The 16,191-nt window shown below is 42.5% G+C and carries 18 protein-coding genes and 1 tRNA gene; 11 read left to right on the top strand and 8 right to left on the bottom strand.

Annotated elements, in window-relative coordinates:
• Positions 1-35: 35 nt before the first annotated feature.
• The 10 genes from H3U82_RS07095 (at position 36) to H3U82_RS07050 (ending at position 9,682) form a co-directional block, all read left to right on the top strand.
• A complete protein-coding gene (locus H3U82_RS07095) occupies positions 36-1,826 on the top strand; it encodes a 2-isopropylmalate synthase (protein ID WP_198209807.1) in 1,791 nt (596 codons plus the stop codon).
• A gap of 480 nt (positions 1,827-2,306) precedes the next feature.
• Complete coding sequence (gene ureA, locus H3U82_RS07090) at positions 2,307-2,609, top strand: urease subunit gamma (protein ID WP_025330073.1); 303 nt, start codon at positions 2,307-2,309, stop codon at positions 2,607-2,609.
• Positions 2,610-2,700: 91 nt separating this feature from the next.
• Positions 2,701-3,015 (top strand): urease subunit beta, encoded by a 315-nt coding sequence (gene ureB, locus H3U82_RS07085; RefSeq protein WP_100125125.1) that lies wholly within the window; start codon positions 2,701-2,703, stop codon positions 3,013-3,015.
• A 103-nt stretch (positions 3,016-3,118) separates the two neighbouring features.
• Positions 3,119-4,840, top strand: coding sequence for an urease subunit alpha (ureC, locus tag H3U82_RS07080; RefSeq protein WP_198209806.1), 1,722 nt, complete (start codon positions 3,119-3,121; stop codon positions 4,838-4,840).
• 30 nt (positions 4,841-4,870) lie between these two features.
• Positions 4,871-5,392 (top strand): urease accessory protein UreE, encoded by a 522-nt coding sequence (ureE, locus tag H3U82_RS07075; RefSeq protein ID WP_198209803.1) that lies wholly within the window; start codon positions 4,871-4,873, stop codon positions 5,390-5,392.
• 13 nt (positions 5,393-5,405) lie between these two features.
• Positions 5,406-6,125 carry an urease accessory protein UreF gene (locus tag H3U82_RS07070; RefSeq protein WP_198207580.1) on the top strand — a complete coding sequence of 240 codons (720 nt, stop codon included), beginning with the start codon at positions 5,406-5,408 and terminating at the stop codon, positions 6,123-6,125.
• A gap of 22 nt (positions 6,126-6,147) precedes the next feature.
• Positions 6,148-6,705, top strand: a complete 558-nt coding sequence (locus H3U82_RS07065) for a HupE/UreJ family protein (RefSeq protein ID WP_198209801.1) — start codon at positions 6,148-6,150, stop codon at positions 6,703-6,705.
• Positions 6,706-6,856: 151 nt separating this feature from the next.
• Positions 6,857-7,492, top strand: a complete 636-nt coding sequence (ureG, locus tag H3U82_RS07060; RefSeq protein WP_041879290.1) for an urease accessory protein UreG — start codon at positions 6,857-6,859, stop codon at positions 7,490-7,492.
• Positions 7,492-8,304, top strand: a complete 813-nt coding sequence (locus H3U82_RS07055) for an urease accessory protein UreD (protein WP_198209799.1) — start codon at positions 7,492-7,494, stop codon at positions 8,302-8,304. Before ureG ends, H3U82_RS07055 begins: the two co-directional genes overlap by 1 nt.
• Before the next feature lie 268 nt (positions 8,305-8,572).
• Entirely contained in the window at positions 8,573-9,682 is a 1,110-nt protein-coding gene (locus tag H3U82_RS07050; RefSeq protein WP_198209797.1) for a hypothetical protein, read from the top strand.
• A gap of 100 nt (positions 9,683-9,782) precedes the next feature.
• Here the strand turns inward: H3U82_RS07050 and H3U82_RS07045 are convergent, their stop codons facing one another.
• The 6 genes from H3U82_RS07045 to mltG are packed head-to-tail and all read right to left on the bottom strand — an operon-like array spanning position 9,783 to position 14,354.
• On the bottom strand, positions 9,783-10,574 hold the full coding sequence (locus H3U82_RS07045; RefSeq protein ID WP_198209796.1) for an MBL fold metallo-hydrolase: 792 nt from the start codon (positions 10,572-10,574) through the stop codon (positions 9,783-9,785).
• A 2-nt stretch (positions 10,575-10,576) separates the two neighbouring features.
• On the bottom strand, positions 10,577-11,353 hold the full coding sequence (locus H3U82_RS07040; protein ID WP_198210016.1) for a TatD family hydrolase: 777 nt from the start codon (positions 11,351-11,353) through the stop codon (positions 10,577-10,579).
• On the bottom strand, positions 11,353-11,712 hold the full coding sequence (locus tag H3U82_RS07035) for a PilZ domain-containing protein (protein ID WP_025330085.1): 360 nt from the start codon (positions 11,710-11,712) through the stop codon (positions 11,353-11,355). Before H3U82_RS07035 ends, H3U82_RS07040 begins: the two co-directional genes overlap by 1 nt.
• Positions 11,713-11,721: 9 nt before the next feature.
• Positions 11,722-12,711, bottom strand: coding sequence for a DNA polymerase III subunit delta' (holB, locus tag H3U82_RS07030; protein ID WP_198209795.1), 990 nt, complete (start codon positions 12,709-12,711; stop codon positions 11,722-11,724).
• Positions 12,708-13,334, bottom strand: a complete 627-nt coding sequence (tmk, locus tag H3U82_RS07025; RefSeq protein ID WP_198209794.1) for a dTMP kinase — start codon at positions 13,332-13,334, stop codon at positions 12,708-12,710. Before tmk ends, holB begins: the two co-directional genes overlap by 4 nt.
• Before the next feature lie 15 nt (positions 13,335-13,349).
• The gene (gene mltG, locus H3U82_RS07020; RefSeq protein WP_198209793.1) at positions 13,350-14,354 is read right to left on the bottom strand and encodes an endolytic transglycosylase MltG; all 1,005 of its coding nucleotides are present in this window, start codon (positions 14,352-14,354) and stop codon (positions 13,350-13,352) included.
• Between the two features lie 239 nt (positions 14,355-14,593).
• Here mltG and H3U82_RS07015 point away from each other — a divergent pair.
• Positions 14,594-14,669: transfer RNA gene (locus tag H3U82_RS07015), tRNA-Ala, on the top strand.
• 76 nt (positions 14,670-14,745) lie between these two features.
• On the opposite strand, the gene H3U82_RS07010 is transcribed toward H3U82_RS07015, so the two are convergent.
• Together H3U82_RS07010 and H3U82_RS10880 are read right to left on the bottom strand one after the other, a co-directional pair.
• Positions 14,746-15,786 carry a tyrosine-type recombinase/integrase gene (locus H3U82_RS07010; protein ID WP_232336121.1) on the bottom strand — a complete coding sequence of 347 codons (1,041 nt, stop codon included), beginning with the start codon at positions 15,784-15,786 and terminating at the stop codon, positions 14,746-14,748.
• Between the two features lie 8 nt (positions 15,787-15,794).
• A complete protein-coding gene (locus tag H3U82_RS10880; RefSeq protein WP_232336120.1) occupies positions 15,795-16,172 on the bottom strand; it encodes a hypothetical protein in 378 nt (125 codons plus the stop codon).
• Between the last annotated feature and the right edge of the window lie 19 nt (positions 16,173-16,191).

Here is a 16,191-nt window from a genome sequence, read left to right as displayed (position 1 = left end):
ACAATAAAATGAGTAAATTGGACAAAAGGTCAGTTATGCAATTGAATATAGACCGCTTAATTGCCTATTTTGGTGGCGTCAATGCTTTGGCAGAAGCACTCAAACAACATTATCCGGATAATGCTGCTTCTACAGCTGCTATTTATAAATGGCGTAAGCGTGGTTCATTACCATTAAATCAGTTACAAAAAATTATTCTAATGGCTGAGAAACAAAATAAGCCGCTGGATATCAATGCATTTATGCAACACAATAACACTACCTTGGAGAGACCAAGAATGACCAGTACCAATAATCGAGTCATTATATTTGACACCACTCTGCGCGATGGAGAACAGTCGCCGGGTGCAGCCATGACCAAAGAAGAAAAAATCCGCATCGCACGCCAGTTGGAGAAGTTAGGTGTAGATGTCATTGAGGCAGGATTTGCTGCTGCCAGTCCGGGTGATTTCGATGCTATTCACAGTATTGCCGAAATTATTCAGAATGCCACGGTATGTTCACTGTCACGGGCTAATGAACGAGATATACGTAAGGCCGGCGAAGCCATTGCACCGGCAAAGCGCAAACGCATTCATACTTTTATTGCTACCAGCCCGTTGCATATGGAACATAAACTGCGCATGAAACCGCAACAGGTTAAAGAAACCGCAGTTAAAGCAGTAAAAATTGCACGTGAATATACTGATGATGTGGAATTTTCCTGCGAAGATGCATTGCGCAGTGATATCAATTTTCTTGCCGAGATTTGTCAGGCAGTTATTGAAGCAGGTGCTACTACCATCAATATTCCGGATACAGTGGGTTATGCCATTCCTTTTCAGACTGAAGCATTTTTCCGTGAATTGATTCAGAAAACACCCGGCAGTGATAAGGTTATCTGGTCGGCACACTGTCATAATGATCTCGGGCTGGCCGTAGGAAACTCACTGGCCGCAGTAAGTGGTGGTGCACGACAGGTAGAGTGTACTATTAATGGTCTGGGTGAACGGGCAGGTAATGCCAGTCTGGAAGAAGTAGTCATGGCACTGAAGACCCGTCACGACATTTTTGGTCTGGAAACCAATATTGATACCACACAAATTGTTCCTACCTCAAAAATGGTTTCTACAGTTACCGGTTATCCTGTCCAGCCAAATAAAGCCATTGTAGGCGCAAATGCTTTCGCCCATGAGTCCGGTATTCATCAAGATGGAGTGCTGAAATGCCGCGAAACTTATGAAATTATGTCTGCTGAATCAGTTGGCTGGAGTACAAACCGGCTTACACTGGGTAAACTTTCCGGTCGTAATGCTTTCCGGACTAAATTACAGGAGCTGGGTATCGAGCTGGATAGTGAAGAAGCACTGAATGCAGCCTTTGCCCGCTTTAAAGAGCTTGCAGATAAAAAACGTGAAATTTTCGATGAAGACCTGCATGCGCTGGTTTCAGATGAACTGGTTAGCCGCGCACCGGATCGTTACAAATATGTATCTCTGAGTATTCACAGTGAAACCGGAGAAGAGCCGGTGGCAGAAATTGTTTTTAATCTGGACGGAAACGAAAAACGGGCCAGCGGTCATGGTTCAGGACCGATAGATGCGGTATTCAAAGCCATTGAGTCTAAAGTTAACAGTTCTGCCGATTTACAGCTTTATTCGGTAAATGCGATTACTGCTGGCCCTGAAAGTCAAGGTGAAGTAACCGTGCGTTTATCACGCGAAGGCTATATAGTTAATGGCCAGGGAGCTGATACCGATATTCTCGTCGCCAGTGCCAAAGCTTATTTGTCTGCTTTGAATAAGCTGGATAGTCAGCCGCGGATTAAAGCTCAGGGGGTGATTTAATCAGTGTAAAGCAAGTTAAAAGACTTAAAAATTAAATATTTTAAAATGCCTGCTTCTGTTACGGTATAAGTAATCAGAACAGGCATTTTTATATAAGGATTTACGATTTAACTGTACAAACTGTTTTATTTAAGTTTATTATGTTTTTATAACATTTGTTTAATAAATTTAAGTTTAAATAAGTATTTTGAAAGCTAATTTTTTAACTCAAATTTAATCAGATTATGAAATACATAAAACATTTTTTATGGTCAAGTGCCATATTTACTATTCCTATAACAAATGCTTTTGCGAATGTGGATGAAAATAGTACCACCTATAAAACTGGCTCCATCTTAGGAAGAATATTTTTAATTATTTTTCTAAGTCTGATCATTTATAAAATTTATCAATATTACAAAGATAGATAAATCTATCTAAGATATATAATAAAGTCATATAAAATTAATTCATCATTCCAATAATTTACAGAGAGAAACTATGCACTTAACCAGTCGTGAACAGGAAAAACTGATGCTGTTTCTGGCAGGAGAACTTGCGGCCAAACGCCGGGCGCGGGGAGTAAAACTAAACTATCCGGAAGCGATAGCTTATATCAGCAGCCAGCTACAAGAAGCTGCACGGGACGGTATGAGCGTGGCCGAACTTATGCAGTACGGAGCAACACTGCTCACTACTGCTGATGTTATGGAAGGTGTTGCCGATATGGTAGATGAAGTCCAGATTGAAGCTACTTTTCCGGACGGGACAAAGCTGGTTACCGTACACCAGCCTATCCGCTGAAATAAACGTCAGTTATTCTGAGATTAGCTGCAGGCGAATTATTATTAAACAGCAAATAATATCTGCTCAAAACAAATTCAGGAGAAACAGCATGATTCCGGGAGAATATATTCTGGCCGCAGATGACATCATGGCCAATCAGAACCGCCGTACAATGACCATTGTTGTCATCAATCGTGGTGACCGCCCGATACAAGTGGGTTCTCACTATCATTTTTATGAAACCAATCCGGCACTTGATTTTGATCGGGAGCAGACACGCGGCATGCGTCTAAATGTTCCTTCCGGTAACGCAGTCCGGTTTGAACCCGGAGAATCGAAAACGGTAGAACTGACGGAATTTGGCGGGCACAAAAAAATATTTGGTTTTCATAATGCCATAAATGGCAGCGTAAACAGTGAATAATTTATCTGACTGAGCAATAACAGATTGATGTATATATTCTGATTAATAGCAAAAATAACTTACCGAAAAATCGATACAAATTATTTAGACAGAGAAACCAGCTATGAGCCTGAAAATTTCCCGCCAGCAATATGTTGCTACTTACGGACCAACAGTAGGCGATAAAATACGTTTGGGTGATACCGAATTATTTGCAGAAGTAGAGCGTGATTTGCTTACATATGGTGACGAAGGAAAATTCGGTGGTGGTAAATCCATCCGGGACGGAATGGCACAGTCTGCTACAGCAACGCGCAGTAATGAAAATGTGCTTGATATGGTTATCACCAATGTACTGATAATCGACTATTGGGGCATTGTAAAAGCTGATATTGGTATTCGTGACGGCAAAATTGTTGCTGTAGGTCAGTCAGGTAATCCGGATACAATGGATGGAGTGCACCCCAGGATGATTATTGGTGCTGCTACCGAAGTGCATAATGGCGCCAACCTGATCGCGACCGCAGGCGGGATTGATACCCATATTCACTTTATTTCTCCGCAACAGATTACTCATGCCATCGAATCGGGTATTACTACTATGATTGGCGGTGGTACCGGTCCGGCCGATGGTACCAATGCCACCACAGTCACACCGGGCGCATGGCATATTCAGAAAATGTTACAGGCTGCTGAACAAGCGCCGGTTAACCTTGGTTTTTTCGGCAAAGGTAACTGTGGCACTCTGGAGCCGCTGCGTGAACAGATAAATGCCGGAGCACTGGGGTTAAAAATCCATGAAGACTGGGGTGCTACAGCCGCTGTCATCGATGCATCATTACGGGTGGCCGATGAGATGGATGTGCAGGTGGCAATTCATACTGATACGCTGAATGAAGGCGGTTTTCTTGAAGATACCATGCGGGCAATTAATGGCCGTGTAATCCATACCTTTCATACCGAAGGCGCAGGCGGCGGACATGCTCCGGATATTATCAGGGCTGCGATGTATCCGAATGTATTACCGGCTTCCACCAATCCTACCCGTCCGTTTACAGTTAATACCATAGACGAACATCTGGATATGCTGATGGTGTGTCATCATCTGGATAAAAGTGTAGCTGAAGATGTGGCGTTTGCTGATTCACGTATTCGTCCCGAAACCATTGCTGCCGAAGATATTTTGCATGATATGGGTGTATTTTCGATTATGAGTTCAGATTCGCAGGCTATGGGCAGAGTGGCAGAAGTCATTCTGCGAACATGGCAAACTGCCGATAAAATGAAACAGCAGCGCGGACGTCTGGCCGAAGAAACAGGTGCGAATGACAATTTCCGTATTAAGCGGTATCTGGCGAAATACACCATTAATCCGGCTATTGCTCAGGGTATTAGTGATTATGTCGGCTCAATTGAAGCAGGTAAAATTGCCGATTTGGTTCTGTGGAAACCGGCATTTTTTGGAGTTAAGCCGGAAATTATTATCAAGGGCGGCAGCATCAGTTATGCACGTATGGGTGATCCGAATGCCTCCATTCCGACACCGCAGCCAGTTATTTACCGGCCGATGTTTGGTGCGCTGGGGCGTGCTGTTCAGGATACTGCCGTGTTATTTGTCTCTCAGGCAGGCGTGGATAATGATATTCGCAAAAAATACGGTTTATATAAACAGACTCTGCCAGTGCATAATTGCCGTGCAATCGGTAAAAAAGACCTGATTCACAATAATGCTATGCCGGAAATCAGTGTAAATCCGGAAACTTATGAAGTACGGGTGAATGGCGAGCATATTACCTGTAAACCAGTAAATAAAGTGGCTTTGGCACAGCGATATTTTCTGTTTTAATATGCAATAATATTTTTTATAAAACCACAAATGAATCTAATTATCCAAACCATTATCGGTAATCTACAAATACTTAAACAGGAAAAGCAGATTACTACTCAGATGCTGGATACTGTCTGCCTGCAATGGTTTGAAGCAGACCGGCGCATTATCCGTACTACAACTGCCAGCGGGCGCGAAATTGCTTTTCGCCTGCTGAAAGAGGGGCAGCGACTGCATCATGATGATGTGGTTTATCTGGATAAACAGCTGGTCATTGCAGTGCAAATCGAGCCAAGTGAAGTCATGGTACTTGCTCCGCAAACTTTGCCGGAAATGGCACGTGCCTGCTATGAAATCGGCAATAAACACACACCATTGTTTCTGGATGGTAATGAATTACTGTTGCCGTTTGATAAACCTTTATTTGAGTGGCTGCAGGCTGCCGGATTTGCACCGACACGTCAGCAACGAAGATTAAGTGAACAGTTGCGGGCTAATTCAGCGCCGGGTATCGGTGCAGGACACAGCCATAGCCATAGCCATGATATAACCGGTCATCACCATCATTAATGAATTGCACTATATGTCCGGCTTAGACCGAAAAATTGATATTGAAACACTGACACGTGCAGGATTATTGCTGCAACTGGCCGACCCGACGCTGCCAATCGGTAGTTTTAACCATTCCGGAGGGCTGGAGACTTTTGTTCAGCAGGGCATTATTTATGATGCTGTTACACTGAAAGCATTTGCTGAAACACAGCTAAAGCAAAATTGGTTACATAATGATGGTGCTTATATGTCTCTGGCTTATACTGCTGCTACTGAACATAATCTGAATGCCTTGATATCTCTGGACAGGCAGATAGGGGCGACAAAAATTGCACGTGAATTACGGGAAAGCAGTTATAAGCTCGGCATACGTCTGCTGAAAATTTTTGCACCACATACCAGCGCAGCAATAGTGGCTTCCTATCAGGCTGCGTTAACAGCACAGCAGGTACGCGGGTTTTACCCGCTGGTATTTGGATTACTTGCTGCGTCCCTGCAACTGGATAAAGCGGCAGCATTGCAGGCATTTTATTACAATGCCGTAATAGGTTTAATTACCAACGGGGTTAAGCTGATACCGCTGAGCCAGATGGCCGGACAGGAAATGTTAATTGAATTGCATGCAGTAATAGCTCATATCGTTATTGCAAGTATGCAACCGCAACAACAGCAACTTGGCGCTACAACACTGGCAACGGACATTCGGGCAATGCAGCACGAGCGTTTGTATAGCCGTTTGTATATGAGTTAATGTCTCAACACTGGAGGAAAACATGAAAAAAATATTTGCTTTGTTATTATTAACCCCGGCATTTGCTTTTGCTCATCCCGGACACCTTACCGAAGGCTGGATGGCAGGTGTTCAGCATCCGCTCAGTGGTTGGGATCATCTGCTGGCTATGGTAGCAGTGGGTTTATGGGCGGCAACTTTTCAGGGTAAAGCACGCTGGCTGATTCCTGTTACTTTTGTCAGTGTGATGACTGCCGGATTTGTGATGGGGGCGCAGGATATCCGAATACCAATGCTGGAGCAGGGGATTGCCGCTTCTGTACTGGTATTGGGGCTGGCTGCTGCCTGGCTGAAAAAAGTACCGGCAGGTGCTGCTATGCTGCTGGTTGGTCTGTTTGCTTTGTTTCATGGTATCGCACATGGTGCCGAAATGGGCTCACATGGTGCATTCAGTTATGCCTGTGGCTTTATTATTGCAACGGCGGTTTTGCATGCCATCGGATTTGCACTGGGTACTGTAATGAGTAAACATCAGTGGGTATTACGTTTTACCGGCAGCGTGATTGGTCTGATTGGTTTCGGTATGCTGTTTGCAGGCTGATAACAATACCCGGATAAAATCAGTTCAGACAGAAATGGCTTCTGAACTGATTGTTTAATAAACAAGCTGTTCTGTCTGAATAGAAGCAGCTGAGTTAGTCGTGAAATACTGTATCAATCCGAATAAACGGAATCGATGCAGAAGGAACACCATGCGTGAATACATTAAAATCGGCGTTGCCGGTCCGGTAGGTTCCGGTAAAACTGCACTGATTGAAAAACTTACCCGTCATATGGCTCAGGAATATAGTATTGCGGTGATTACCAATGATATCTATACGCAGGAAGATGCTGAATTTCTGACCAAAAACAGCCTGTTGCCACCAGAACGAATTATGGGCGTAGAAACCGGTGGTTGTCCGCATACTGCCATTCGTGAAGATGCCAGTATGAATCTGGAAGCAGTAGATGAAATGACAGCACGCTTTCCAGATATTCAGATAGTATTTATCGAAAGTGGCGGTGATAATCTTTCTGCTACTTTCAGCCCTGATCTGGCTGATGTTACGCTGTTTGTTATTGATGTGGCGCAGGGAGAAAAAATTCCGCGCAAAGGCGGACCGGGTATTACCCGTTCTGATTTGCTGGTTATTAACAAAACTGATTTAGCGCCGTATGTGGGTGCCAGCCTTGAAGTGATGCAGCATGATGCACAGCGTATGCGTAAAGGGCAGCCATTTGTATTTACCAATCTGATGGCAGAGGAAGGTATTAACACTGTAATCAAATGGATTAAAAAATACGCCTTACTTGAGAACACAGACGAACCAGCCGGTCTGATACGTTAATGCACAGCCGTTTACATCTATCTACTCAGCTAAACCGGCACGGACAGACCACCTTTGCCAGTTGCTTTTATACACCACCGCTTAAAATTCTGCCTTTACCGCAAATGATATCACCGGTATGGTCGCAGGCTTTGCCGGCGATACAAATGAGTTCATCACCGGGATTACTGGCAGGGGATAGTATTGGAATTGATATAGAGCTGGCGGAACAAACCCAATTGTATTTGTTTACCCAGGCATTTACCCGGGTGCAATCCATGCCGGCTGCTACGGAAGCACAGCAGCATACCCGTATCTGCTTGCATGAACACAGCCGGTTATGCTATCTGCCTCATCCATTGGTATTGCATCGTGATGCAGCTTTAACACAAACCATGCACATTACTCTGGCAGATAACTGTCAGCTCATTCTAGGTGAAATCATAGCCTGCGGTCGCGTGCTTAATCAGGAAAGCTGGGATTTTCGTTATCTGTCTTCACGCATTAATATTGATTACCGGCAGCAGACATTGCTTAATGACAATATATACTGGCAGCCGCATCAGCAGCCATTGAATGTACTGGGACAGATGGAGCAATATACCCATCAGGCTTGTCTTTACTATGTCAATACCGCTGCCAGCAAAAACGAAATCCAGCAACTGGTTAACGAAATCTATTCTGCACTACATCCAGACTGGCCGTTAAAAAATAATCAATATCTGTGGGGGATTACTCAGGCGGCTGATTATGCTTTATGTATGCGTGCATTAGGGTTGAGCGCAGAAACATTACAGCAGATATTAGAACAAACAGCACATTATTTAAGTTAATACAATCTTATATTTATCCGGATAGTGATTAAAATGAACTAATGCTATTGTTAATTTTTTAATAATTTTTGTATAAATATTTTTTATTTTTGGATAATATAGTTAATAGAGAAATTTATTTTAGTAAATTGTGTATAACTCTGTATCTGAATCAGTAATTATTAAAAATAATCGTTTTATTTAGTTTTATTCAGAGCTGTCATTAATTTTTATGATTCTGATATAGACATAATAGTTATCATAATTAAATGTGGACAGGATGCGGTCTATGGCTTACTACACCGAAATTTTTACTCCGGAAACATATCAGGCTTTTACTCAATCAGATCGAACGATTGATGGTTTTTATGAACGACATAAAGAGGTTGCGAAACGGGTTAAAGCCGGAGATATTTTAGTTTGTTATGTTACCCGCATCTCTCGCTGGTGTGGTTTACTTGAAATACTTGATAACGAGCCGTTTAGGGCTATTAAACCTGATTTTGTAGAAACAGACGATCAGCATGTTTTGTGTTTTCATGTACGACCAAAAGTATGGTTATCCTTGCCTGATTCAATCCCAATTCGTGACGATAAAATCTGGCAGCATCTTTCTTTTACTCAGTCATATCCTAAAAATAGTAGTATCTGGACCGGTATTCTGCGAAACAGTTTAAATAAACTTAATGATAAAGACGGAGAGTTATTGGCAGAGATGCTATCGATGCAGGCTAATAATCCTTTTCCTTATCCTTTAGATGAAAAAGAGTTGAAAAACTTAAAAAAACATACTGTGAATCGTGTAGATAAGGTCGTTCAAGTTTCTGTGCCTGAAAATGATGAATCTATAGATGATAATGAAGGCAGTCAAAATAATGATGTTCGTGAATCAATTAAAATGCAGGCATTACTGGCTCAGATAGGAGCTTGTATGGGACATCGAATTTGGTTACCTAAGGCAGATCGCAGCAGAGTCTTAAAAGAATGGAACAAAGGTACCAAAGCTTTATTGGATAGATTACCGCTTAATTATGATGAAGCGACAATAAGTACGATTGAGCAAATAGATGTTATTTGGTTAAAAGGGCGTTCAATTGTTCGGGCGTTCGAAGTAGAGCATACGACTTCAGTTTATTCGGGTTTATTAAGAATGGCCGATTTACTTGCACTGCAACCGAATATGAATATTAAATTACATATTGTTGCACCTGATTACCGACAGGAAAAAGTTTTTCAGGAAATACTCAGACCGGTTTTTTCTCTTTTAGAGAAAGCCCCTTTATCTGAAATTTGTAGTTATATTTCTTATAGTAAACTGAAAGAACTCAGTAAACAAAAGCATTTAGACAGAATGAATGATGGGGTATTGGATGATTATGATGAGCAAGCAGAATTGTAATTTTGATTTATTTTTCAAAATTTAAATTGATGATTTTTATAATTAAAATATAGTAAAAATTTATTATTAGTAATGTTAAGATATTTATGATAAAAGTATATTAATAATAGCTGCTTACAATTAAACCATCATAAGCCGGTGCACAATTTTTGGGGCAGCGTCGTTTTAGTGCCCGGTATTCCTGATGATGAGTCATATGAATAAAGTAAGTTTGTCTGGCATTGATACGCTTAGCATAAGTAAAAGCTTGTTCAGTACTCAGATGACTTGGATATGGGGTATCCATCAAGCAATCGAGAAAGAGATAATCTAGCCCGTTTAAGTACAGAAATATAGATTCATCTATATGGTTAAGATCGGTAAACCAGGCGATATTGCCGATACGAAAGGCACTGGTTGTCCAACTACCATGCGGTACACCGAAGTGCCATACAGGTACACCTTCAATAGTCAGAACGCTATTTTTACCTTGATTCAATGGCAGTTCATATGCACGTAATACCGGCCGGTTCCAATGGTTATTCTGTTCCAGAAAGGCATAATCGAAACGGTTCTGAATATTAGACAAGGTATCATGATGTCCGTAAATAGGAATTGCTGCACGTTGTCTGTAGCAGAATGCACGCAAATCATCAATGCCGTTGAGGTGGTCTGCATGCGGATGAGTATAAAGCACCCCATCGATACGCTGCAGTTCATGTTGTAAGACCTGATGGTAAAAATCAGTACCAGTATCAATTTGCCAGTATTGTTCACCAATCTGTACATGTGCACTGCAACGGGTACGCCGGTTTTTGGGATCTGTGCTGGTACATGTAGGACAGTCACACCCAATAACCGGTGTACCGGATGAGCTGCCGCAGCCAAGTACAGTAACGGTAATCTGTGTCATGGCTAATTGCGGATTGGTGGAATTTTATTAAAAAGCCGATAGGTATTAGCCGTTGTAGCTTCTTCTATGTTGGTAATGCTGTCTCCGCGCAGTTGTGCTACAAATTCGGCAGTATAACGCACGTAAGCCGGTTCATTTTGTTTACCGCGTTTAGGCACAGGTGCCAGATAGGGAGCATCAGTTTCCACCAGTATCCGGTCTAACGGAACATAGCGACAGGCTTCCTGTATCTGTATGGCATTTTTAAAGGTTACAATTCCGGAAAAGGAAATATAAAAACCTAAATCCAGTACAGCTTTGGCAAATGCAGTATCTTCTGTAAAACAGTGAATCACACCTTGTTGTGCTTGATTTTCATGCAATAAGCGCAATGTATCGCTGGCAGCTTCCCGGGTATGGATAATCAGAGGCAAGCCGGTCTGATTAGATGCCTGAATATGCGTACTGAAACGTTGATGCTGCCATGCCAGATCTCCGCTACACCAATGATAATCGAGTCCGGTTTCTCCGATACCCACTACTTTTGGATGTCGGGCAGCGGCAACCAATTCATCCACACTCATTTCTGCTGAATTCTGATCTTCAGGATGAACACCAACGCTGGCAAACAGATTAGTATGCTGTTCGGCCAGCGCCAGTACCTCAGCAGCGCTGGTACGGTCTACGCTAATAGCAATAGCCTGACCTATGTCTGCCTGAGCCATATTTTCCAGTATTTGCGGTAATCTGACAGCCAGATCAGGCATATTTAAATGGCAGTGTGAATCGATAAGCATGATTACAAAGTATAGGTAGGGCGTTCGCTTAACAGTATTCCGGGCAAAATATCTTCAATTGACTGCTTTACTGCAATGCTATCTTCATCTTTACCAAATGCCAGCCCGATTCCCTGTGGCTGCCCGGTGGAAGTGGTAGCAGTGTTGATCCATACTACTGTGGTACGCAAATATTTGGCTTCGTTGAATTCTGGCAAGTTAACGACCAGTAATACTTCTTCACCCATATTAAATGTATCAGTGGTAGGGGCAAACAGACCGCCATGCTGCAGAAAAGCCATGTAACTGCGATACAGTTCCGGTTTGTCGGGTATCGTTAAATTGAGCATTTTGCCCGGCAGATTAACAGGAGCTTCAGCCATAGATTTCCTTTAAGATTTTGTGTTTTTTTGCTGCCAAATATTCAGATATTCAATTAATAAATCTTCCAGCTGCATTTTAACATTGAGTGTATGTTTACCGTAAGGGGTAAGTTTGTTTACTTTATCAATTAAGGCAAACAACGATAATGTATCTGCTTGCCGGCTAATCTCATTTAATGCTTTACTCCATACAGGATAATACATGGGTTGCATATTTTGCTGGGCTAGTGACAGATCAAGTAACCATTTAGCCAGCCAGTCGAGAAAAGTAGCCAATGCCAGTTTGTGTTTATCAAAAGTAGCGGCATAATCCAATAAAGCAATCAGACGCGGCTTAACCAGCAAGGCGATTAATTCGTTACGCAGCCGGGTATGGCTGTCGTTTTCATTAAACAAGGGAGCTCCGCCGTGAAAGGCTAGCAGTTCAGCTGCATTATCTCCGTGTTGCTGCTGTGCATAAGCCAGTGCTTGTGCTGGCGCAGGTATGGTTAATACCACTTGCCGGCAGCGGCTTTTAATTGTTGGTAACAGACGGTCTTTCTGATGGCTTACCAGAATAAATACCATACCTGGCGGCGGTTCTTCCAGAATTTTCAGCAGAGCGTTGGCTGCTTGCAGATTCATATTTTCTGCCGGATAAATCAGAGCTACACGCTTGCCGCCACGATGAGCACTCAGATGAGCAAAATCCAGAACGTTACGTATAGTTTCCACCTTAATCAGTGGCTGTTTACGCTCTCCGCCTTCGCCATCTGTTTCTTCGGGGGTAACCAGCAGAAAATCGGGATGGCTGTGCTGACTGTATAAATGACAGGATGTACACTCACCACATGGCTGATGATTAGTACCCGGAGACTCGCACAACAATGCTTGTGCCAGATATTCAGCAAATTCCCGTTTACCAATTCCCGGATGACCATAAAGCAGCCATGCATGCGGTTGTTGCTGCCAGTGCCGGGCTATCTGTTGCCAGACTGGTTCAAGCCATGGATAAATCATGAATCTAATCCAAACAACTGTGCTAACCCTTGGTTAATTTGCTGTGCCACATCCTGAAGATTCAAACTGCTATCAATAATGGAATAGCGTTGGGGTGTGGCCGCAGCTCGTTCCAGGTAAACAGCGCGAGTATGCTCAAAAAACACAGCATCCAGTTGTTCAAAACGGTCAGGATGGCTATTCTGGCTGAGACGTTGCTGTGCAACTGTAAGAGGTACATCCAGTAATAAAGTTAAATCGGGCTGAAAACCTTGCTGCACCCAGTTTTCCAGAATAGTGATATCTGTCAGCGGTAAACCACGACCACCTCCCTGATAGGCGAATGTAGCATCGGTAAAACGATCACTGACTACATGTATGCCTTTTTCCAGTGCCGGTTTAATAACCTCATCCAGATGCTGCTGGCGTGCAGCAAATATCATCAGAGTTTCAGTACGGGCATTAGCATGAGTAGCCGGGTTTAATAATAATTCGCGTAATGCCTCACCAATGGGCGTACCGCCGGGTTCACGGGTAAAGAGTACCGGCAGCTGATGTTTTTCAAACCAGTTACGTATGGTATTGAGGTTGGTTGATTTACCGGCACCGTCAATTCCATCCAGAGTAATAAATTTTGCTTTCATCTATAGTTAACCCGGTTAATGCTTTTTCAGAATATATTGGCGGACAGCAGCATTGTGTTCATTCAGATTGTGGCTGAACTGGCTGCGTCCTGTACCATCATTTCGCGCTACAAAGTAAAGATAATTGTTACTGGCCGGATGTGCCGCTGCTTCGAGTGCTGCTTTACCCGGCAACGCAATAGGAGTAGGCGGCAGACCGGAACGAGTATAAGTATTGTATGGTGTATCACGGCGCAAATCCGCTTTTCCAATCTTGCCTTTATAACGGGAACCCATACCATAAATGACAGTAGGATCTGTTTGTAATCTCATATGCTGATTCAGCCGGTTAACAAATACAGCTGCCACATTGTTTCTGTCTTCAGCATGGCCGGTTTCTTTTTCGATCAGGCTGGCCATAATTAGTAAATCATAGACAGACTGATAGGGTAAATCACTGCGACGCTCTTCCCATGCAGCCTGTAAATGTCGCTGCATCGTATTAAATGCCTGCTGATAAAGAGATAAATCACTACTGTCTGAACTAATATCATAAGTAGCCGGAAAAAACAGCCCCTCCGCCTGAGTGTAATTACTTTCAGCATTTAGCTGCTGTAGCAATTTGTTGTCAGGCCAGTCTTTCGTAATATGCTCAATATCCGGTGTGTTATCAATTAACCTGCGCATTTGCGCAAATGTACTGCCTTCAATAATCTGCACCGTAATACTGTCTGGTTTACCGTTGCGCAGCCTTTGTAAAATCTGCCAGCTGGAAGCTGAATGGGGAATGCGATAATTACCCCGATTGATTTTATCTCCCATACCCAGCATATAAGCAGTACCGACAAAAACCCAGCGGCTATAAATCACATCATTAGCAGATAAATTACGACTTACTCCGCTAATGCCGTAGCCAGCCGGTACTTTTAACCGATAGCCTGTATTGCTTTTAGGCAGGAATAAAAGTGTTACCCACACCAGCGCAAATACCAGTAAGCCTGTTAATATTAAAAGTATAGTCTGTCTTTTTTTGCGCTGCATAAACGCTTTCCTGTTTGAGAACAAAAAATCTGGGTTAGCATGTAAGTATAAATTTAATTATCAGATGCGACTACTTTATCAATCCATGTTTATTATGGGATAAGTGTTATATTTAAAATCATACCGGTTGAAAACCATATTTTCTCTTATTCTCAGCAAAGATTGAATCAGGGCTTGCAAAATTCGGTAGTTCAGGTAAAATGCGCAACCTGTTCAGCAGTAACTCGCTGCACACAGTGGGGGGTATAGCTCAGTTGGTAGAGCGCTTGCATGGCATGCAAGAGGTCAGCGGTTCGATCCCGCTTACCTCCACCAATTAACATATTGATTAGTAAATATAATGAGACGCCCGCCAGCGTCTATTTTTTTATTTACAAAATCTTTGCGCGGGTCATGCTGCTTTTTTTCTTACGATTGTGAGAGATTTTTTCTGTTGCGGGTCTGTTTCGAGCACTTTATTTGCCATTTCAATCATGCACTCAAGTGCGGGCGCTGAATAATGTGTCGTAACACTTGTATCTGATTTGTGCCCTAATAAATCCTTTCTATTCTCTTCATCTACTCCGGCCACCCTGAGTCTATGGCCAAAAGTATGTTTTAAATCATGAACGCGCAGACTTTTAAAGCCTTTATTAGGTGGCATTCCTGTTATGCGTTCATACTCTTTCGCTGCCCGTGTCCGGGCATTTTTCCATGCACTGTTTAACATCCTGCCTACTGCATGGTTTTCATGTGGAAACACAAAAACTGGGTGTAAGCCACGTTGTGAATCAATTACTTGCTTAGCAATTTTATTAAGTACAACTATCCTGTCATCAGTATTTTTTACACCTCCCCTTTCAGTACGACCACCAAAATCAGCCGGAATAACAAAAATGCTGGTATTAAGCTCAGGGACTTTAACTTCCCATTGCCAATTGAGCTGGCACACTTCCTGTTCTCGTGTTCCTGTATTAACTTTGAAGAGTGCCATTTTGTGTAAACGTCCGCTTAATTCCTTAAAAAAGATATTTTGCTCAAGCCAAGATAACGGATAAGGCGGCCGCCGTTGCTTTTTTTCTTCCAGTTTTGTGATTTTTGGCGCGGTTTCTATCCACGTTAACCCATTTTCATCACGCCATAAACGAGCTGCACGGTTTAAAATGGTTATCACGTAATTTAGTGCAATATTAATTGTCCTGTTTTTTACTCCATTCTTTGCCTGTTTATTAAATCCGATTTTTTTTCGATGCTGTATAAAAGGTTCTAATGTTCCATCGTGTATCTGTGTTAATGGTAAATCTCCTATAAATTTATCTAAATATTCAAGCTGCAAGGCTATTAAATCAATGCTCGGCATATCTTCGCACTCAAGAAGATATTTTGTTGCTGCTTGCCTCCATGTATATTCCGGACGCTGTTTAAAATCTTTGATTCTGTCAATTTCTGCCATAATCTGGATCAGGACAGCTTCCGCTTCTTTCTTCTGACTTGTGTGAGTACTTCGGCGAATTGTTCTGCCTCTGTATTGTTTATGGATGTGCCAGATACCGTTCCGGAGAGTGAGTCCTGACAGTCCTTTTGCGACCATTTGTAATTTCCTTTCCTGCTTAGTCGCTTGCCACCGGTGGTATTTTTAATTTTTTTTTGGGTATTAGCAAGGTGATCAACCTTTTTGTCGTCAATGTATTTATCTATATCTTGCTTGTCATAAACTGCCCCGTTCTCAAATAACCAGTTTTGAGCTGGTAAATAAGGCGCTATATTTTTTCTAAAGTGAGTAACACTACAGCCACAATAAGCAGCCGCCTGAGCAATTTTCATTAATCGTGGTTGCATTTTTCATCCTTTAAATAAA

Origin of the sequence: Snodgrassella sp. W8132 (assembly GCF_016100865.1) — a bacterium.
In the GTDB taxonomy this organism is placed as follows: Bacteria; Pseudomonadota; Gammaproteobacteria; order Burkholderiales; family Neisseriaceae; genus Snodgrassella; species Snodgrassella alvi.
This window is presented reverse-complemented; position numbering and strand designations above follow the sequence as displayed.